18 protein-coding genes are annotated in these 20,160 nt (G+C 68.8%); 6 read left to right on the top strand and 12 right to left on the bottom strand.

Annotated elements, in window-relative coordinates:
- Positions 1–104: 104 nt before the first annotated feature.
- From RH864_RS06500 to RH864_RS06445, 12 genes are all read right to left on the bottom strand, one after another.
- Positions 105–608: an Imm26 family immunity protein gene (locus RH864_RS06500; RefSeq protein ID WP_310516703.1), complete on the bottom strand. Its 504-nt coding sequence runs from the start codon at positions 606–608 to the stop codon at positions 105–107.
- Positions 609–672: 64 nt separating this feature from the next.
- Positions 673–2,298 (bottom strand): hypothetical protein, encoded by a 1,626-nt coding sequence (locus RH864_RS19250; protein WP_449224131.1) that lies wholly within the window; start codon positions 2,296–2,298, stop codon positions 673–675.
- Positions 2,299–2,471: 173 nt separating this feature from the next.
- Entirely contained in the window at positions 2,472–3,461 is a 990-nt protein-coding gene (locus tag RH864_RS06490; protein WP_310516702.1) for a family 43 glycosylhydrolase, read from the bottom strand.
- The gene (locus tag RH864_RS06485; protein ID WP_310516701.1) at positions 3,445–4,506 is read right to left on the bottom strand and encodes an ABC transporter permease; all 1,062 of its coding nucleotides are present in this window, start codon (positions 4,504–4,506) and stop codon (positions 3,445–3,447) included. Before RH864_RS06485 ends, RH864_RS06490 begins: the two co-directional genes overlap by 17 nt.
- Positions 4,503–5,447 (bottom strand): ABC transporter permease, encoded by a 945-nt coding sequence (locus RH864_RS06480; protein ID WP_310516700.1) that lies wholly within the window; start codon positions 5,445–5,447, stop codon positions 4,503–4,505. The genes RH864_RS06485 and RH864_RS06480 overlap by 4 nt, the downstream gene beginning before the upstream one ends.
- Positions 5,444–7,000 (bottom strand): sugar ABC transporter ATP-binding protein, encoded by a 1,557-nt coding sequence (locus tag RH864_RS06475; RefSeq protein WP_310516699.1) that lies wholly within the window; start codon positions 6,998–7,000, stop codon positions 5,444–5,446. Before RH864_RS06475 ends, RH864_RS06480 begins: the two co-directional genes overlap by 4 nt.
- An 8-nt stretch (positions 7,001–7,008) precedes the next feature.
- A complete protein-coding gene (locus RH864_RS06470) occupies positions 7,009–7,980 on the bottom strand; it encodes an ABC transporter substrate-binding protein (RefSeq protein WP_310516698.1) in 972 nt (323 codons plus the stop codon).
- A gap of 91 nt (positions 7,981–8,071) precedes the next feature.
- The gene (locus tag RH864_RS06465) at positions 8,072–9,076 is read right to left on the bottom strand and encodes a LacI family DNA-binding transcriptional regulator (RefSeq protein WP_310516697.1); all 1,005 of its coding nucleotides are present in this window, start codon (positions 9,074–9,076) and stop codon (positions 8,072–8,074) included.
- 237 nt (positions 9,077–9,313) lie between these two features.
- On the bottom strand, positions 9,314–10,312 hold the full coding sequence (locus RH864_RS06460; RefSeq protein ID WP_310516696.1) for an ABC transporter substrate-binding protein: 999 nt from the start codon (positions 10,310–10,312) through the stop codon (positions 9,314–9,316).
- Between the two features lie 67 nt (positions 10,313–10,379).
- Positions 10,380–11,213: an ABC transporter ATP-binding protein gene (locus RH864_RS06455; RefSeq protein ID WP_310516695.1), complete on the bottom strand. Its 834-nt coding sequence runs from the start codon at positions 11,211–11,213 to the stop codon at positions 10,380–10,382.
- 1 nt (position 11,214) lies between these two features.
- Entirely contained in the window at positions 11,215–12,054 is an 840-nt protein-coding gene (locus RH864_RS06450) for an ABC transporter permease (RefSeq protein ID WP_310516694.1), read from the bottom strand.
- Complete coding sequence (locus tag RH864_RS06445) at positions 12,051–13,448, bottom strand: dihydroorotase (RefSeq protein ID WP_310516693.1); 1,398 nt, start codon at positions 13,446–13,448, stop codon at positions 12,051–12,053. Before RH864_RS06445 ends, RH864_RS06450 begins: the two co-directional genes overlap by 4 nt.
- An 81-nt stretch (positions 13,449–13,529) precedes the next feature.
- Between RH864_RS06445 and RH864_RS06440 the strand changes: the two genes are divergently transcribed.
- From RH864_RS06440 to RH864_RS06415, 6 genes are all read left to right on the top strand, one after another.
- Entirely contained in the window at positions 13,530–14,480 is a 951-nt protein-coding gene (locus RH864_RS06440; protein WP_310516692.1) for a LysR family transcriptional regulator, read from the top strand.
- A 185-nt stretch (positions 14,481–14,665) separates the two neighbouring features.
- Positions 14,666–15,643: an ABC transporter permease gene (locus tag RH864_RS06435; protein WP_310516691.1), complete on the top strand. Its 978-nt coding sequence runs from the start codon at positions 14,666–14,668 to the stop codon at positions 15,641–15,643.
- The gene (locus tag RH864_RS06430; protein ID WP_310516690.1) at positions 15,640–16,587 is read left to right on the top strand and encodes an ABC transporter permease; all 948 of its coding nucleotides are present in this window, start codon (positions 15,640–15,642) and stop codon (positions 16,585–16,587) included. The genes RH864_RS06435 and RH864_RS06430 overlap by 4 nt, the downstream gene beginning before the upstream one ends.
- 14 nt (positions 16,588–16,601) lie before the next feature.
- Complete coding sequence (locus RH864_RS06425; RefSeq protein WP_310516689.1) at positions 16,602–17,501, top strand: ABC transporter ATP-binding protein; 900 nt, start codon at positions 16,602–16,604, stop codon at positions 17,499–17,501.
- Complete coding sequence (locus tag RH864_RS06420; RefSeq protein ID WP_310516688.1) at positions 17,498–18,289, top strand: ABC transporter ATP-binding protein; 792 nt, start codon at positions 17,498–17,500, stop codon at positions 18,287–18,289. Before RH864_RS06425 ends, RH864_RS06420 begins: the two co-directional genes overlap by 4 nt.
- A 91-nt stretch (positions 18,290–18,380) precedes the next feature.
- Positions 18,381–20,009, top strand: a complete 1,629-nt coding sequence (locus tag RH864_RS06415; RefSeq protein WP_310516687.1) for an ABC transporter substrate-binding protein — start codon at positions 18,381–18,383, stop codon at positions 20,007–20,009.
- Positions 20,010–20,160: the final 151 nt, after the last annotated feature.

The raw sequence follows: 20,160 nt of genomic DNA, 5'->3' as shown, positions 1-20,160 counted from the left end.
GATCAGGCCACCAGTTAGCCACCGAAACTGGAACCCTTTTCGTGGGGCAGGTCAAACTGTCACCTTTCGGTGCAGCAGACCCGGTTGTGTCGACGGAGAGCGTGTCAATGGAAGAGGTCAGCAGTTGTCACGCGACCGGCTGGCTTGAGTTCATCGAACGCCTCGAGCCATGGGTCCAGCCCGAGCCAGGCACGTAAGGCCTTCTCTAGGCGAACCGGCGCAACCGTATCCCGATACGGCAGCACCTCCGCCTCAGCCTCGCTCGCGGGGCGGCTGCGACTACCCGAGAAATCGACAACCATGACATTGTCGGGTGTGCCAACTGAAACTTTGTACGCAGGCAGCGGCAGACCCTCGGCGACAGTCGCGTGGTCGACGACTGTCCAATGGCCGGCGTACAGCTTCGCGTCCATCGAGAGCGCCAGGAAGAGGACTGGCCGCTCCAACGCCTCGCGGGCATTTTGGCGCGCATCCTCCAAGGGCAACACGACTTCAAAGATTGCAAAGTAGTACGCGCCGCCGTACCTCGCGACGACCTGACCAACTCCCGCGCGGCCATCGCCGACGGGGACGACGAACACATCGCCAATGCTCGCCTTGTTCACCATAGATCTCCAACCCCGAGTACGCGGGCTTCCTCACCCGAACCGACCCCGACCGCGACGCGTTCCACTACTCGTTCACCGACGTCGAGCCGCCGTACAAGGGCACCGCAGTCGGGCGGCTGGAAGACATCCTCGAGACGTTCGAATGAGCGCTGCGGCCGCCCGCGTCGGGCGACTCACGCCGCCCGCCGCCACCAGACCACCTCACACCCCGAGCCCGCGCAGGTGCGCCTGCCGCACGGCCTCGTCGCGGCTGGAGACGCCGAGCTTGCGGTAGAGGCTGCGCACCTGCGACTTGACGGTGTTGATCGAGACGTACAGCTCCGCGGCGATCTCGTCTCGCGCCGCGGACGAGGAGCGCCAGGACCTCGCGTTCGCGTTGCGTCAACGCGGCGGGCCGCGAGGCATCCGGTTCCATCGCGGCGACGAGCGGGCCCGCCGTCAGCACCCGGCGGACGCGCTCGGACACCCGCGAGCCCGAGACCGCCGCCTCGGCGCCGCCGACCGGCGCCAGCAGCGCCTCGGCCGCCTCGGCGTCGCCGCCCAGCGAGTACGCGGCGGCGGCGATGGCCCTGCGCTCGGCGTCGAGCTGCCGGAAGTCGTCCCAGGGCGCCGACTCGCTGAGCAGGAGCCGGTGGACCTCGTCGGCCTGCCCGAAGCTCAACGCGACCTCGGCCGCAGCCAGGGCCGTGAGGCACAGCTTCGGGTCGGCGGTCTTGAGCACGCGCTTCGCGCCGGCCGGATCGCCGACCGCGAGTCTCGATCTTGCGAGCAGGACCGGGAGCACACTGCCGGGGAACCCGTCGCCTGCGCTTCCGGGAAGCCTCGCGTCGACGAGCGTGCGCAGGAAGCTCATGGCCGCGACCTGCCCGCCGCGTTCGATGAGCCGCCCATACTCGACGAGGACGTAGAACGGCCACATCTCGCCGACGGCCCGCAGCTCGAGCGTGTCCAGCGCGCCCTCGTCGCGGCCGAGCACCGCCCGCGCGAGCACGAGTGACGCGTCGAGCACGGGCTCGATCCAGCTGTCGGTGGGCGGCAGCCGCTCGGCTCGACGCAACTCTTCGGCCGCCTGCGTTCGATCCCCGAACAGCCCCTCGATGAGCGCGAGCTTGATCGAGCAATCCCTGCTGAGGTGCATCAGCTCGGCCGAAGCGGGAGTGAACTGCCCGCGCGTGAAGGTCGCCCGCGCCCGGGAGAGGGAGCCCGCGAGCAGCGTCGTATTCCCCGCCTGCACGGCGGCGAACAGCTCCCACCCGCGGGTCGAGTCGACGAGCGCGTTCCCGATCTGAAGCGAACGCTCGGTCCGGTCGAGCGCCTGCAGCGCCTCCTGCAGGCGGCCCTGCAGGCGCAGCTGCAACACCGAGATGGCGCCGAGCAGCGGCGCCGAGGCGGCGTTCGCGCGCGCCTCAGAGACGTCGGATGCCCCGGATGGGGACGCGTGCAGCGTTCGATCTCCGGTCGGGATCCCGCCGCCCACGAGCTGGAACAGGTAGTCGGCGACCGGGTAGCGCGCACGCAACCACGGCGGGACCACCTCGAGCGCGCGGCGAAGCTCGTCCGGCGGGACGCCGTACCAGACCTCGATGAACTGGTCTTGCACCAGGCGCGCGACCTGGCGGAACCGCCCGTCATTGACGGCGCGGCGGAGCCGGCTGCGGACGGGAAGACCCGGCTCGCTCGGCTCCACCACCGGCCCTCCCTCTCACTCGACCAAAGATGAGAGTATCGAGTCCGCTTTACCGATGAGAAATCGTCACCCCCATTCGCGGGGCACGTGGATGACACGACGGATGCCTCGGGCACACGTGTGCCCGAGACATCCGAAGTCCGATCGTGGCCGATCGTGGCTCGAGGGCTCGTGCCCTACTCGCCGAAGCCCAGGTCGCGACCGTCGTGGATGGCGACTCCGATCCGTTCGGTCGTGCCCTTCCGGGCGTTGAACCACATGATCCAGCGATCGCGATCCTCCTCGAAGAGCACGAACGGCTTGTAGATCGACTCGGAGTCCCAGGCTCCCGGGATGCCGGCGGACAGGATCGGGTTCGCCGGGTGTCGCTCCCAGCCCGAGATCCCGTCGCGAGAGCGCGCGAGACCGATCCGGGCTTTGAACATGTCCTCGTATCCGATGTAGAAGAGGTAGTGCCAGCCGTCGTGGACCATCACGTGCGCCCCGGCGATCCGTTCGCGCTCCCAGAGCTCGTTCGGGTTCGGACCGAAGACGGGAGCGTCGGAGACCCGCGTCCAGGTGATGCCGTCGGGGCTCACCGCGTGCCCGATCGCGTTGGGCTCGAACCAGCCTCCGCCGGAGTACCACATCTTGTAGACGCCCTCGTCCTCGCTCCAGAACACGGTCGGGCACATGAGCGACTGCTGCTCCCACTCGGGAGCCGCGCTCAGCACGGGCGTGTCCCGGCGCGTCCAGGAGATGCCGTCGGAGCTCGTGGCATACCCGATCGCCGACGTGCCGAGCGTGTTGGATGAGGCCTCCAGGTACGCCTCGGTCCACGTCTCTGAGGCGAAGGTGCGGCCGGCGGTCTGTCCCGAGTACCACATGTGATAGGTGCCGTCACGGTAGACGACCGCCGGACGGTTGATGTCGTCCTCCCAGCCCGTCTCCGGCCGAGGCTCGACGACCAGCCGCGGTTCGCTCCAGTTGACGCCGTCTTCGCTCTCGGTCATCGCGATGGCGTAGTGCTTCCGCCAGGAGAAGTACATCCGGTAGCCCTGCTCGGTGCGGAGGACGTGGTTGTCGAAACGGAAGTCCTCGTCGTCGCCGAGCACGGGGTTGTTGACGAGCTTCCGCCAACCGCCCTGGGCGCCGACCGTCTCGCGGAGCTTATCGATGCTGTTCACTGTTCTCCTTGCGTGTTTCTGGATCGCTGGGTTGCTCTGCCGGCGTCGCGGCAGAACGTGTGGGGATCATGGGGATTCCGCGGGGTCGGTGACCCGTCCGCCGTTGGGAGATCGCCGCCTGGATGACGATGAGCGCGAGCAGGATCGCCCCGTTCAGCGCGTTCTGCCACCAGGTGCTCAACTGGCCCTGGAGGTTGAACACGTTCGCGATGGTCGCGATCAGCAGCACGCCGGCGAGCGTCCCGCTCAACCGCCCGGCACCGCCCGAGAGCAGCGTGCCGCCGATGACGACGGCGGCGATGGCCGAGAGGTCGTACATGTCGCCGGCGGTCGGCTGTCCCGAACCGAGACGAGAGGCGAGGATGATCCCCGCCATCCCGGCCAGGACTCCGGAGAGGGCGTAGACGAGGGTCTTCGCGCGGGCGACGGGCAGGCCCATCATCTGCGACCCGGCGGCGTTGCCGCCGAGCGCGTAGACGACTCGACCGATCCGGGTGTACCGGGACGCCCACGACAGCCCGGCGAACACGAGCACCAGCACGAGGACCGGGATCGGGATTCCGAGCACGCTCGAGCGTCCGACGAAGAACGCGTCGACCAGGCCGGCGTCGATCCGCACGGGCTCCTCGCCGGTCAGCAGCAGCGCGGCGCCGCGGAATCCGAACATCGAGGCGATGGTCGCGACGAACGGGTCGATGTTGAGACGGACGATCAGGAACGCGTTGATCAGCCCCGCCGCGAGCCCGACACCCAGCGCCGCGAGCACGGCGACCGCCAGGCCCGCCGGCGCGCACGCCGCGAACGTGATGCCGCTCAATGCGAGGATCGAGCCGACCGAGAGGTCGATCCCCCGGGTGATGATCACGAACGTCATGCCCGCGGCGAGCAGGCCGACGATGCTCGCCTGCCGCACGACGTTGAGCAGGTTGGTCTGCGTGAGGAACGGCTCGAAGGCGATGCTCGCGAAGATCACCAGCGCGATCAGCGCGACCCATGCGCGGTGGGTGCCGGCCCAGCGAAGCCCTGAGGCGATGTGGCGGTTCATGATCGCCTCCTGACGAGCTGCAGATATACGGCGCCGACGATGATGAGCGCTTTCAGCACGAGCGAGAACGCGTACGGGATGTTGTTCATCGTCAGCATCACGTCGATCAGCTGAAGCAGCAGCACCCCGAGGATCGTGCCTCCGACGTTGGGCCGCCCGCCGAGCAGGTTGGCGCCGCCGATCGCGACGGCCGCGATCGCGTCGAGGTGGATGGCGTTGCCGATGTTGGTCGGGTCGGCCGCGGCGAGGCGTCCGGCCTGCATGAGGCCGGCGATGCCGGCCAGCAGGGCCGACGCCATGTACACGCCCGGCAGCACGGCACGAGTCGGCAGGCCCGCCATCTTGGCGGCACGAGGGCTGTCGCCCACGGCTTCGATGTAGGTGCCGAAGGTGGTGCGCTTCACGAGGAAGAACACCGCGCCCGCGGCGATCACGGAGACCAGCAGCTGGCTCGGCACGCCGCCCGGGAGTCGCCATGCGGCGAAGTCCGACACGAATCCGGTCACGGGGACGACGCGGCCGTCGGTCACGACCTGCGCCAGACCCCGGATCATCAGCATGCCTGCGAGCGTGAGGATCAGCGGTTGGATGCGCAGCTCCGAGACCAGAATGCCGTTCAGCGCGCCGAGCGCGAGCGCCGCGGCGATGGCGATCAGCGGCGCCGCGACCGGGTTCACCGGCGCGAGCACCGCGGTGAGCGCCGCGGTCAACGCCATCATCGATCCGACGGTGAGGTCGATGCCGCCCGTGGCGATCGTCAGCGTGATGCCGAGTGCCACGAGCAGGACCGTGCTCGACTGGATCACGATGTTCCAGAGCGTCGCGGTGGAGAGGAAGTTGGGCGTCACCACGAGGTTCAGCGCCAGCACGAGCACGACGGCGACGGCCGCGCTGTGTCGCTGCGGCAGCGCCGCGAGTCTCGACATGGTCATCGTGGTCATGTCAGATCCCTCTCCGATGGGGCGTGCTGCGGCTCATCGCTGCCGGCGATCGCGGCCATGATGAGCTCCTGGTCGGCGTCTTCGGCGTTCACCCGCCGGATGATCGCGCCATCCCGGAGGACGACGATCCGGGTGCTGTTCCGAAGCAGCTCAGGCAGCTCCGAGGAGATGAACAGCACCGCGATCCCGGCGCCGGCCAGCTCCCGGATGAGCCTCTCGACCTCGGCCTTCGCTCCCACGTCGATCCCGCGTGTGGGCTCGTCGAGCATGAGCACCGTCGGGTTCGTGGCGAGCCAGCGGGCGAGGATGGCTTTCTGCTGGTTCCCGCCGCTCAGCTTCGAGATCGGATGCTCCAGGGTCGGCGTCTTGATCCGGAACCGTTCGACGTACGACTGGGCGAGACGACGCTGCTTCCGCGAGTTGATCACGCCCCACGTGCTCACCTCCTTCAGCGCGGCGATGGTGATGTTGTCGAGCACCGACATGTTCGGGAAGATCCCGTCGCTCCGTCGCTCCTCGGGCGTGTAGGCGATCCCGTCGCGGATCGCGCGCCGGATGCTCCAGCGTTTCGGGTGTCCCGTCGCGCGCATCCGGACGTCGCCGGCGGTGATCGGGTCTGCGCCGAAGAGCGCCCGCGCGACCTCCGTGCGACCCGAGCCGAGCAGGCCCGCGAGGCCCGTGACCTCACCCGAGCGCAGCGCGAGCGAGACGTGGTCGAGGGTGCTCGTCGTGATCCCCTCTCCCTCGAGCACCACCGCGGTGTCGCCGGCGTGCATCGGGTGGCGCTCCTCGGGATCGACCGGGTGCCCCACCATCTTCGTGACGAGGTCGTACTCGGACAGCTCAGCCGTCTGGAACGTGCCGACGAGCTCGCCGTCGCGAAGCAGCGTGATCCGGTCGCAGATCTCGTAGACCTCGCTCAACCGATGCGAGACGAACACGACAGCCACGCCACTGGACTTGAGCTCCCGGACGATGCGGAAGAGCAGCTCGGTCTCATCGGCGTCGAGGGACGAGGTCGCCTCGTCCATGACGACGACCTTGGCGCGGAGCTCGAGCGCCCGGGCGATCGACGTGAGCTGTTGCACCGCGGGCGACTGCTCGCCGAGGTCCTTCCGCACGTCGACGGCGACGCCGAGCCGGTCGAACAACGCGCGGGCGTCGCGGATCATCCGGCGGTGGCTGACGGCGCCGAAGCGACGCGGCTCGCGGCCGATGAAGATGTTCTCGTAGGTCGGGAGTTGCGGGACCAGATCGAGTTCCTGGTAGATCGTGCTGATGCCGGCGTTCTGGGCGTCTCGGGGGCGCTTGAACGACACATCCTCACCGTCGAGCGAGATCACCGCCCCTCGGTCCGGCTGATACAGACCGCTCAGGATCTTGAGCAACGTGGACTTCCCCGCACCGTTCTCGCCCATGAGGGCGTGCACTTCGCCGCGCTTCAGCTCGAGCGACACGTCCGTGAGAGCCCGGACGCCGGGAAAGGTCTTGGTGATGCCGGACATGGCGAGGACGACCTCGCCATGTCCGGCGGCGCGCTGGATGTCAGCCATGGTGGGGCTCAGTACGCCTCGTCGAGCTTCTCGTCGACATTGTCGGCGTCGACGACGTACCCGTCGAGCACGATCTTCGTCTCGACCTCCTTGCCCGCGACCAGGTCGTCGATGACGTCGAACACGGCGGGGCCGTAGTACGGGCTGCTGAAGACGGTCGCCGAGAGGCGTCCCTCCTGGATCGCGGCGAAGGCGTCCTTCTGACCGTCGATGCCGATGATCTTGATGTCGACCCCGGGCTCGAGCCCGGCCGCTTCGATGGCCAGCGCCGCGCCGAGCGCCATCTCGTCGTTGTGGGCATAGACGACGTCGATCGAGTCGCGGTTGGCTGCGAGCAGGTTGTCCATGACCTGCTGCGCCTCGGCGCGCGAGAACTCGGCGGTCTGCGAGGCGATGATCTCGATCCCCGGGGCCTGCTCGACCGCCTCATGGAAGCCTGCCGAGCGGTCGCGGGCGGACGACGCCCCGGGCGTGCCGGCGAGCTCGACCACGCGCGCCTCGCCGCCCGTGTGCTCGACGACCCACTCGCCGGCCTGCTGCCCTTCCCAGACGTAGTCGGACCCGATGTACGTGACGAAGTCCTCACCGGCGACGCCCTCGGCCTCACGGTCCACCAGGATGACGGGGATGCCCGCGTCGCGGGCGGCCAGGAGGCCTGCGGTGAGTCCGTCGAACTCGCGGGGCGAGAGCACGAGGTAGTCGACGCCCTGCGACACGAGGTCCTCGACGTCGGAGACCTGCTTGGCGGTGTCGTCCTGCGCGTCGGTGCTGACCACCGTGTAGCCGCGCTCGTCGCCTTCGCCCTTGATCGAATCGGTCTGGTTGATGCGGTACGACACGGCATTGCTCTGCTGAGCGAAGCCGACGACGGTGCCCGTGTCGGCTTCCCCGCCTCGGGAGCACCCGGTGAGGGCGGCGACCGCCAATGCCGTGCCGACGAGGCCGACCGTGAGCTTTTTCGCGCTGTGGTGCAACTGCATGTGACTCTCCTTCGGGCCTGTGCGTTAGCGATAACGCAGCTGTCGAGAGTTCACCATAGTTGATGCGTTAGCGATAACGCAATTGCGAGAGTCAGGTGCCGCTCAAGCGCCGATCCACGACCAGCTCGGGGACGATGAGCCCCTCCTGATTGCCACCGTTCCCGGAGCGGAGCGAGAGCGCGAGATCCGCGGCCCGCTCGCCCAGCGCGGACAGGTTCTGACGCACGGTGGTGAGCGGCGGTGAGTAGTACCCCGCCTCGGGGAGGTCGTCGAACCCCACCACGCTGATGTCGCCCGGCACCGAGACGCCGTGCTCGATGAGCGCACGACACACCCCCATCGCCATCTGATCGTTCGCGACGAACAGTGCCGAGCCCTGCCCGCCCGACGAGATGAACGCCGTGCCGATCTCGTACCCGCTCCGCGCCGTCCAGTCGCCCCGCCAGCGCACCGGCGGAATCGGCCGGCCGGCATCGCGGAGCGTGTCCCGCCAGCCCTGTTCGCGGAGCACCGAGTCCAGCCAGTCCTCGGGCCCGGCCACGTGAACGACGGTCTCGTGGCCGCGTGCGAGGAGATACTCCGTGGCCAGCCGTGCGCCGGCGACCTGGTCGATGCCCACGCTGAAGGGGTCGTCGTGCCGATCTCCGCGGACCGAGACGATCGGCACCCCGATCTCGTCGCGATCCCGCTCGCTGATCTCGATCGGCCAGGCTCCGAGCAGCAGGATCGCCTCGACGCCCTGCGCGGCACTCTGCAGCATGGCCGCTCGCGCTTGGCCGAGCTCACCGTGGTCGTACGAGATCAGCGAGACCCCGTACCCGTGCGCCCGGAGCGCCGACTCGACGGCGAGCATCGTGAGCCGGGGAGCGTACTGATCGGTGTCGGAGACGATGATGCCGACGATGCCGGAGCGGCGGTTGACGAGGGTGCGCGCCGCGACGTTCCGGTGATACCCGAGATCTTCGACGACCTTCAGCACACGGGCGCGAGTCTCCGGGCTGATCCGGCCCGCGTTGTTCAACGCCCGGGAGACGGTCTGGGTCGAGACCCCCGCGATGCGGGCGACGTCCGACATCTTCAGCTGTGCCGAACGCACGGGGCGCTCCGCGCGCAGTGCCGCGTCTGGCACAGACCCTTCGGGCTCCATCGTCACCTCACAACCGTCCACCTCACCCTATTGGGACGAACGGCTCCGCCCGCGCGGTGCGCGCGGGCGGAGGACGACGCCGGGTCACCTCGGCCACGACGGCGGATGCCTCGGGCACACGTGTGCTCGAGGCATCCGCCATCTCAGCGTGGCGCACCGGGGCGCGACACGCCCCGGTCAGTCAGGTCAGTTCTCCAGGTAGCTGAGGTCGGAGTACAGCGCCGGGTCGAAGTCGCCGAGCTCGGTGCCGTTCGCCTCGGCGCTGATGCGCGCCACGTTGGTGAGCGCCTCCTCGGGGAAGGACAGGTCCGGGCTGAAGATCTCGTTGGAGAAGATGAACTCGTACGCGTCCTGCGCGGCCGACGCCTCGACCGACGCGTAGTCGATGAGCGTCTGCACGACGGCCTCCTCGTTGGCCGGGTCGGCGAAGAACGCCGCGGCGTCGGCGAGGCCCCGGGTGAAGCCGGCCGCGGCCTCCGGGTTCGCCTCGGCCCAGTCGGTGTTCACGATCGACGGGGTCTCCAGCCAGAAGTCGTCGTACCAGCCGAGCTCGACGGCGCCGGCGGCCTCCGCCGTGGAGTCGAACGGCGGGATGAGCAGTGCGCCGCTCACCTGCCCGTTCTCCAGCGCGACCACGCGGTCGCTGGAGTTGGGGATGGCGACGGGCACGAGGCCGTCGGTGGGCACGCCGGCCTCCTGGAGCATGTAGACCATGAGGTCGAACGTGCCGCCCTCGGTCGCACCCGCCGTGACCTGGGCGCCGGCGAGGTCGCCGATCTCGCTCACCCCGGCTCCGCCGTACAGCCGGAGCGCCGGCTTCTGGATGAGCGCGCCCGTGATCGCGACCGGTGCGCCCTCGTCGACCGCCTTGATGACGTTGTCGCCGAGCGCGATGCCCGTGTTCGCGGAGCCGGACGCCACCGCCTGGACGAGCGCGCCGGAGTTCTGCACCTGGATGGACTCGACCTCGACACCGTGGTCCTCGTAGAACCCCTCGTCGACAGCGATGGCGTGCAGCCACTGCAGCGATCCGGGGCCGAGGACGGCGACGCTCACGGGGAGCAGGTCGGCCGATGCGGCGTCGCCTGCGTCGGTGCCGGCCTCGCTCGAACCGGCTGAGCAGGCCGCGAGGCCGAGGGTCACGGCAGCCACGATGGCTCCCGCGCGGATGAGACGGCGGTTCATCTGTTCTCCTTTGCTGTGGTGAATCTTGGTCTTGCTGTGGTGAATCTTGGTGAGACGGTGAGGCGGGTCACTCGCCTGGTCCGATGCCGAGGCTGTTCCTGACCTCGTCCTCGATGAGCGACCAGATGTGGTCGACGATCGCGCCGAACTCGGGGGTCCGCTTGAGGTGCAGGTCGCGCGGGCGCTCGAACGGCACGCGCACGATCTCGCGGATCGTGCCCGGGTGCGCCGAGAGCACGACGACGCGGTCGGCGAGATAGACCGCTTCGTCGATCTGGTGCGTGATGAACACCACCGTCTTCTGGTCGGCGGACCAGATGCCGAGCAGCTCCGAGGACATGATCTCCCGGGTCTGCGCGTCCAGCGCGGCGAACGGCTCGTCGAGCAGGAGCACCTGCGGGTCGACGGCCAGCGCGCGGGCGATGTTGACGCGCTGGCGCATGCCGCCCGAGAGCTGGCGCGGGTACTGCTTGGCGGTGCGCGCCAGGCCGACCCGTTCGAGCTGCACGGCGGCCCTGCGCCGGGACTCCTTCTTGCTCATCCCGGCGAGGCGCAGCCCGTACGCGACGTTGTCCTCGACGGTGGACCAGGGCAGCAGGTTGTCGCTCTGGAACACCATCGCCTGGTCGTCGCCCGGACCGTCGACGACCCGGCCGCCGACGCTCACGCGCCCGGTCGTCGCGGGGAGCATGCCGTCGATCACGCGCAGCAGGGTCGACTTCCCCGAGCCGGATGCGCCGACGACGCACACGAACTCGCCGGGCTGGATGTCGAGGTCGACGCCCTCGAGCGCGGTGACGGGCGGGCGGCGCGGCGGGGTGAAGGTGAGGCCGACGTTCTCGATCAGGATGCGGCCGGCCTGTGTCGCGGTCGTTGCGGTCGTTGCGGTCGTGGTGGTCATGTCAGTCTTCCCTCCAGGGGGCCAGCCGCCGTTCGAGCGCGGTGAGGGCGATGGATGCGAGCAGGCCGACGGCGCCGAGGACGACCACGTAGCCCAGGAGGCGGGCGGTCTGGTACGACTGGGCCGCGGCGGCGATCGCGAACCCGAATCCGGCGATCGCGCCGAAGAACTCGGCGACGATCACGCCGACGAGCGCACGCGCGAACGCGACCCGGATGCCGCTGATGATGAACGGCACCGAATGCGGGAGCGTCACGGTCTTGAGGGTCTGCAGCCGGGTCGCACGGAACGACCGGGACGTCTCGACCAGCGCGGAGTCCGCGCTGCGGAGGCCCGCATCGGTGTTCGTGATGACCGGGAAGATCGCCATCAGGATGATGATCGCGATCTTGCTCGCGATGCCGAAGCCGAGCCCGGCCGTGAACAGCGGCGCGAGAGCCACGATCGGCAGCGAGTACAGCGCGGTGAGCATCGGGTCCAGGGTCTGCCGGACCGGCTTGCTCGCCGCGAGGATCGCCCCGATCGCGAATCCGCCCGCGACCGCGATCGGGAAGGCGATCGCGAGCTCGAGCATCGTCGTGCTGAAGTGCGTCCAGAAGATCCCGGAGCCGATCTCCTCGCCGAGCGCGGTGAAGACCTCGGTGGGCGGCACGATCAGCAGCCGGTTGTCGATGACGTAGGTCGCGATCAGCTGCCAGAGCACGAAGAAGAGCGTGAGCGAGAGCACGAGCCGAAGCGTCGAGGCGCCCCGGGTCGCGCCCCCGAGCCAGCCGCCGAACGACCGCAGCCCGCTCCGCCGTTCGGCCGGCGGGGCCGCCGCTCTGGACACCGTCGCGGTCATACCTTCACCCCCGCGCGCACGCTGCGGCTCTGCGTGCCGGTTCCCGGCTCGCCGATGACCACGCCGTCCTCGAAGACCGTGACGCCGCCCACGAGGGTGCGGACCGGCAGGCCCGTGTAGGTCTGGCCGGCGTAGGGCGTGTAGCCGATCTTGCTCAGCACCTCGTCGTCGGTGACGGTCTCGGTGCGTTCGGTGTCGATCAGCACCAGGTCGGCGTCGGCGCCGACCTGGATCTCGCCCTTGCCGTGCAGGCGGAACAGCCGCGCCGGGGCGGTGGCCGCGGCATCCACCACCCGCTCGAGCGAGATCAGGCCCCGGTGGGCCGCATCCAGGAACATGCGGGAGTAGAACTGGGTCGAGGGCGTCCCGGTGTGCGCCTTCCAGCCGTCCTGCCAGCCGACCTCCTTCTCCTCGCGCGTGTGCGGCGCGTGATCGGTCGCGATGATGTCGATGGTGCCGTCGCGCAGCGCCTCCCACAGCGGCTCGACGTTGGACCCCGGGACCCAGTACGACAGCGCGTACGAGCCGAGGCGCTCGATGTTCTCCCACTCGTTGCCGAGGAACAGCGCCCACGGGTTGATCTCGGCGGTGACCTTCTGCCCGCGCGCCTTCGCCTGGCGGATGAGCTCGACCGATCCGGCCGTCTGGACGTGCAGCAGGTGCAGGTGGACGCCGGTCGCGGCCTGCATCCGCAGCAGGGTCGCGATCGCCGTCTCCCAGATGAGTCCGTCGTGCGCCGCGTACGCCTTGGCGTAGGCGAGCGCGTCGCGCTCGCCGCGCTCCCAGTACTGGGCCTCGATGTGGTCCATGAGGGCCTGGTCGTGCGGATGCACCATCAGCGGGATGTCCGCAGCGGCGCAGGTCTCCATGATCTCGAGCAGCTTGCCGTGGTCATGCACGCCGATGCCGGGCATGTGCGGGTAGTCGCGCCCGGTGTCGACGACCATGAAGACCTTGAACGCGGCGATGCCCATCTCGGCCAGCCGAGGGATCTCCTCCACGATGGTGCCGGCCGGGTTGACGTTCCAGTTGACGATCGCCGAGCGCTCGTACAGGCCGAACATGTCGCCGAGTACCTCGGCGGTGTTGGGCGGCGGGAAGACGTTCGGCATCGCCACGGTGGTGGTCACACCGCCCGCGGCGCACGCGGCCGTCACCGAACGGATGTCCTCCTTGTGCGTGAAGCCGGGCTCGCGGTGGTGGCTGTGCATGTCGACGAAGCCCGGAGCCACCGTGAGCCCGGTCGCGTCGATCACCGTGGCCGCCTCGGGAGCCGTGCCGGGCTCGTGCAGTCCGACGATCCGGCCGTCGGCGATCGCGACGTCCGCCTCGACGATGCCGCCGGGTGTGACGACGCGTCCATTGGTGATCAGGGTGGTGCGGGTGGGGCTCATGCCTACGCTCCTCAGCGTTGAGAGGACAGATTGTTCAGCAACGTACGCGGGATTCGTGACGAATGCATTACAACTGAGGACATGAGTGATTCGAATACTGAATCTCTGGATGTCAGCTTCCGTGACCTTCAGATCTTCGTCTCCATCGCTCGCACGGGCAGTTTCCGGGCCGCCGCGGAGCGCATGTACACGTCACAGCCCTCGGTCACGCGGGCCGTCGCGCGGCTCGAGGGTGCGTTCGGCGAGCTTCTGCTCGATCGCGGCCCACGCGGCGCAGTGCTCACCGCCGCCGGGCAGACCATGCTCGAACACGCGCGGCGGCTCGGCGCCCAGATCACCGACCTGCGTGCCGAGCTGAAGGGCGGTGGGCGCAGCTCGCTTCGACTCGGCGCCGCGGCGACGGCGGCCGGGTCGTACCTCGCGCCGTTCCTGACCCAGTGGATCCCCGCGCACCCCGAGGTGCGCATCGAGGTCATCGAGGACGGATCCGTCGCGCTGCGGGAACGGCTCGCCGCGGGCGAGTGCGACCTCGCGATCGTGGCCCTTCCGGCCGGCGTCGGCCTCGACTCGGCCGTGGTCGCCGAGGCCGGCGTACGCGCCTACTTCCCGCCGGGGCATCCGCTCGACACCGGCGAGCCCACGGTGACGATCGACGAGCTCAGCGACCATCCCATCGTCATGAACACGGAGGGGTTCATCGCGGCACGGCTGTTCAGCCAAGAGTGCGAGGCTTCGGGCGTCTTCCCGGAGATCCGGTACCGGTCGCAGGTGGGCCAGACGCTTGCCGCGCTCGCCGACGCCGGCCTCGGCGTCGGCGTGTTCGCGGACTCGGTCTCGCTGCGCGGGTTCGACCTCGGCTCCCGGCTCGTGCAGGACAGCTCGGGCGCGCCGCTCTCGTTCACGCTCGCCGCGGCGTGGCCGCGGAACGGCACTCCCGCCTGGATCGAGGAGTTCGGGCGATCGCTCGCCCGGTTCACCCAGGCGGCCCGGCGACTAAGCTCCCCTGAGCCGCGATCTTCTGGGCGGGTCTGACGTAATTCGACTTTGGGGTTCCAAATTGGGTCACTTATCACCCATAATCGGACACGATGGATCGGGCGGCGCGGCTCGGGTGGTCTGATCCTCCTTGTCGGTGGACCAGAGAGTGAGACCATGCATTCACCGTGGAGTGCGATCGTTCCGACGACCCCGCTGGGCGACCACGAGCGTCTGCCCGCATGAGGGCGCTGCAGCACTACGCGAAGCTCCTCGGGTCGTCGCTCGTCCTGATCTTCGTGGTCATCCTGATCATGTTCCTGCTGCTCGAGGCGGCGCCCGGCGATCCCATCCAGGCGCTCGTCGGGCAGGTGCCGGTCAGTGAGGAGTTCCGGCGGCAGATGACCGAGCAGTTCGGTCTCGACCGGCCGGTCTGGGAACGCTTCTTCGCGTACGTCGGCAACATCCTCACTGGCAACCTCGGCTACTCGTTCGCCACGATGCAGCCCGTCTCCGAACTGATCCTCGGGCGGCTCGGCAACACGCTGCTGCTCACGCTGCCGGCGCTCGTCATCTCCTCGATCCTCGGCATCCTGCTCGGCGCGGTCGCCGCGCGGACCCGCTCGAAGGCACTCGACGGTGCGATCTCGTACGCCGCGATCGCGGGGTTCTCCCTGCCGGCGTTCTGGGTCGCGCTCCTGCTGATCCTGCTCTTCTCGGTCAACCTCGGCTGGCTGCCATCGCAGGGCATGACCTCGTACACGTCGTCGGGCCTCTCCATTCCGCACCTGATCCTGCCGGTCGCGTCGCTGGCACTCGCGGAGACCGCGTTCAAGGTGCGCATCATGCGCGCGAGCATGATCGAGGTGCTCGGCCAGGACTACATCGACACGGCCCGCTCCAAGGGGCTCAGCGCCCACGAGGTCCTGCGCAAGCACGGCATCCTCAACTCGATGCTGCCCATGGTCAGCGTCATCGGCTACAGCCTCGGGTTCACGATCGCCGGATCGGTCCTCATCGAGAAGGTCTTCGGCTGGCCGGGCATGGGGCTGCTCATGTACGACTCGATCCAGCGCAGCGAGAACATGGTCGTGATGGGGATCCTGCTCATCGTGACCGTGACGGTCGTCATCATCAACATTCTCACCGACGTCGCGTACGGGCTCGTCGATCCACGGGTGCGAGCCCGATTCCGTCGAGAGGCAGGGGTGCGACCATGACCGGCATCGATCAGCAGGAGCGGCAGCAGGAGCGTCCGAAAACGCAGCCGATCGTCTCGACGGGAACCGTGCGCATCAATCTGGACAACGTCCGGTCCCGTCGCGATCGCGGCTCCCGGTCCCTCACGCTGCGCTTCCTGCGGCGGCCGTCGACGATCGTGTTCGGTCTCGTGCTCGCGATCGTCACGATCGCGTGCTTCGTGGGCCCGTTCTTCGCGCTCTCGCCCTCGAGTGCGCAGTACCCGAAGCTGCAGCCGCCTTCCGCCGAGCATCTGATGGGCACCGACCATCTCGGCCGCGACCTCTTCGCCCGGGTCCTGCAGGGCGGCCAGGTGTCGTTGCTCGTCGGGGTCAGCGTCGCGATCCTCTGCCTGACCCTCGCGATCGTCATCGGCGGGATGGCGGGCTACTACGGCGGGTTCGCCGACACCCTGCTGATGAAGGTCTCGGAGTTCTTCCAGGTCGTCCCCGGCATCATCCTCGCGCTCGTCGCCGCGGCCCTGCTCGGCACGAACATGATCGTGATCATCCTGATCCTGAGCATGACCATGTGGCCGCAGGTGGCGCGCATCGTGCGAGCCGAGACGCTGCGCGTGTCCGAGCTCGGCTATGTCGAGTCGGCGCGTGCGGTGGGGTTCGGATCGCTTCGGGTGTTCGTCTCCGACGTGCTGCCCAACGTCATGCCCCCGGTGCTCGTGGCCACCACGATGACCGTGGGCCGGGCGATCCTGCTCGAGTCCGGCCTCGCCTTCCTCGGTCTCGGCGATGCGAACGTGCCGAGCTGGGGTGCACTGCTGAACGCGGCGCAGCCCTACATGCAGACCGCGTGGTGGCTCACCGTCTTCCCCGGACTCGCGATCTTCGTGGTCGTGCTGTCCACGAACATCCTCGGTGACACGCTCAACGACATCCTCAACCCCACGATCGGCCGGGTGAAGCAATGACCGCCCCCAGCACCATGACTCGCGAGACAACCAGCACCACGCCCCTGCTCGAGGTCACCGACCTGAGCGTGCGCCTGCCCACCGGGCCGAAGTCCGATGTGCACGCGGTCAAACGTGTCAGCTTCCATCTGAACCCGGGTGAGCGGGTCGGCATCGTCGGCGAGTCCGGATCGGGCAAGAGCGTGACGGGGCGCGCGGTCGCGGGGCTCCTCCCGCTCTCTCGGCGCGTCGAGGTCGCGGGCTCCATCCGGATGAGCGGCAAGGAGATGATCGGCGCGAGCCGGCGGGACTGGCAGGAGGTGCGGCGTTCCCGGGTCTCGATGATCTTCCAGGACCCGCTGAGCTACCTGAATCCCACCATGCGTGTCGGGGCGCAGGTGGCCGAGGCCTATCGGCCGGCGGATGCCTCGCGCCGAGGCTCGGCACGACAGGCGCGTACCGCGCGGGACGAGATCTACGCGTACATGGAGCTCGCGGGCCTGAAGGACGTCGACCGGGTGGCCCGGAAGTTCCCGTTCGAGCTCAGCGGTGGCATGCGCCAGCGCGTGCTGATCGCGATCGCGCTGGCCAAGCGCCCGGAGATCATCCTCGCCGACGAGCCGACGACGGCGCTCGACGTCACGGTGCAGCAGCACGTGCTCGAGTCGCTCAGCCGCAGCGTCGCCGAGCTCGGGACGTCGCTGATCATGATCTCGCACGACCTCGCGGTGGTCGCCGAGATGTGCGAACGGGTCTACGTCATGTACGCCGGCTACAACGTCGAGGACGGCCCGACGGAGCAGGTCTTCACGAATCCGGCCAAGCCGTACACGCAGGGTCTGCTGCGCAGCGTCCGCAGCCTGTCCGACGACTCGGACGAGCTCTATTCCTACTCGGCGTCGCTCGAGACCGCGGGGATCGGAGAACTTCGATGAGGCTCGAAGCGAGGGACGTCTCGAAGACGTTCGGCAAGGCGAAGCACGGCGTCGTCGCGGTCAACCGCGTGAGCGTGGCCGTCGAACCCGGCGACTTCGTCGCGATCGTCGGTGAGAGCGGCAGCGGCAAGAGCACGCTCGCCCGGATGCTCCTCGACCTGATCGAACGCGACCCCGGGGACGGCTCCATCACGCTCGACGGGCGTGACCTCAGGGCGATGACGCGTGCGGAGAAGCAGGCCTACCGCCGGGCGGTGCAGTGCGTGCTGCAGGATCCGTCCGGCTCGCTGAACCCCCGCAAGACGATCAGGCAGTCCCTCACCGAGGTGATCCGGTTCCACCGGATCGCGACGCGCGCGCGGGAGGTCGAGCAGACGGCGATCGAGGTGCTCGCCCAGGTCGGGTTGAACCCGCCGGCGACGTATCTCGACCGGTTCCCGCACGAGCTCAGCGGCGGGCAGCGCCAGCGCGTGCTCATCGCGCGCGCGATCGTGCTGCGGCCGAAGCTGATCATCGCCGATGAGGCGGTCTCGGCGCTGGACGTCGCGGTCAAGGCCGGCGTCCTGAACCTGATGAACGAGGTGCGCCAGGACCTCGGCGTGGGGTACGTGCTGATCACGCATGACCTCCCGGTCGTCAAGAAGGTCGCCACCTACGTCTACGTGATGCGCAACGGGGAGGTCGTGGAGGAGGGCCCCAAGGACGCGATCTTCGAGGCACCGAAGCACGAGTACACCCGTGCGCTGCTCGACGCTGCACCCGACCTGGATGCAGCTCTCGCCCGCTGACACCCCCGGCAGGCGTGCGGCACGCGGCCGCACCTCGAGCGCCGGCACCGTCGCTCGAACGATCTGTTCTGCAATCGAAAGGATCCATTCAATGAGGAATCGGAACGCTGCAACGAAGGATTGGCGGGCTTCACGGAAAGCCCGCACCGCCGGCCTGCTGGCGGCCGGAATGGCGGCCGTGCTCACGCTCGCCGCCTGCTCCGGCAACACGGATGGCGGCGGTGGAGACGGCTCCTCGGCCGTCTTCGTGGAGGCCGTCGGCACCAACCCGCCGCACCTGAACCCCCAGCTCGCGACGGACATCACCACTAATGCCGTGGCGGGCGCGGTGTTCGAGCACCTGGTCGGTCAGGACGCCACGTTCGAGATCATCCCCGAGCTCGCCGAGTCGTGGGAGATCAGCGAGGACGGGATGGTGTACACGCTGCACCTGCGCGAAGGCGTCACCTGGCACGACGGCGAGCCGTTCACGGCCGAGGACGTGAAGTTCAACCTCGAGGAGGTCATCCCGCTGAACCCGCTCGGCCCGCAGCTGACCGACAAGGTGGCGTCGGTCGAGGCGACCGACGAGCACACGGTGGTGCTGACGCTGAGCGAGCCGTTCGCGCCCGTGCTCGAGGCGCTGACGAACCAGTACATGATCCCGAAGCACCTCTACGAGGGCACCGACATCACGGTGAACCCGGCGAACATGGCACCGGTCGGCACCGGTCCGTACCAGTTCAACGAGTTCAACGCCGGCGAGCGCATCACGGTCACCAAGTACCCGGACTACTGGCAGGAGGCGGGTGCCGCGGACACGATCGTGTTCACGATCATCCCGGACAACAACGCCCGCATGCTCGCGCTGCGCGGCGGTGACGTGGATCGGATCTCGCCGTTCTTCACCGATCAGGCGCAGGTGTCGAGCCTGTCCGACGAGGAGTTCTTCGTGACCACCTCGAAGGCCGCACCGAGCGTGATGACGGCGTTCCTCAACGTCCGCGAGGGCGAGCTCGCCGATCCCGGCGTCCGGCACGCCGTGCTCTCGGCCATCGACCGCGACGCGATCGCCGAGAGTGCGTTCTCGGGCTCGGCGATCCCGGCCCGCGGGCCGATCCCGGCGGCCATGGAGTGGGCGGTCGACCCGGAGGTCGACTTCACCGTCGACGTGCCGTTCGATCCGGAGGCCGCAGCGGCTGAGCTCGACGAGCTCGGCTATCCGATCGGAGCCGACGGGTCGCGTTTCGAGCTCGACATCAACTACGCCGGCGGCCTGCCGACGTTCGCCTCGACGGCCGAGATGATCAAGTCGAACCTCGAGGCGATCGGAATCCGCGCGAACCTCGTCCAGGAGGACCTGAACATCTTCACCGAGACGACGTTCACCACTCACGACTTCGACATCGCCGTGATGGGCTTCGCGTCCTACGCGGATCCGAACCTCGGCGTCTCGCGTCTCTACGTCTGCAACCCGGACAACGTGGCGTTCCTGAACGCGACCGGCATGTGCGACGCGGAGCTGGATGCGGCGTTCGCGGGTGCCGCTGAGGTCGCCGACCGGGCGCAGCGCGCCGAGTTCCTCTCGACCGCCGAGCGACGCGCCGAGCAGCTGCTGCACACGCTGCCGCTGGCCGAAGAGCAGCCGCGCGGCGTCATGCGCGAGGGCAAGTGGGGCAACCTCGACGAGTTCGCCCACGCGTACACCCTCGTGGATTGGACCGCGCTCACGCTCGACTGACGACGGTGGGGGTCGCGAGGCGACCCCCACCCCGTCCTCTCACCCACCCCGCCCTCTGGCACATCCCGGACCCGATATCCGTCAGCGAGGAGCGTCACCGCTCCCCGACGTTCGAGCGCGCCTTCCGCACCCATCCGATCCACCTATGAAA

This window comes from Agromyces aerolatus (assembly GCF_031432255.1).
Lineage (GTDB): Bacteria > Actinomycetota > Actinomycetes > Actinomycetales > Microbacteriaceae > Agromyces.
The sequence above is the reverse complement of the archived record's forward strand: the minus strand, read 5'-3'. Positions and strand labels throughout refer to the sequence as shown.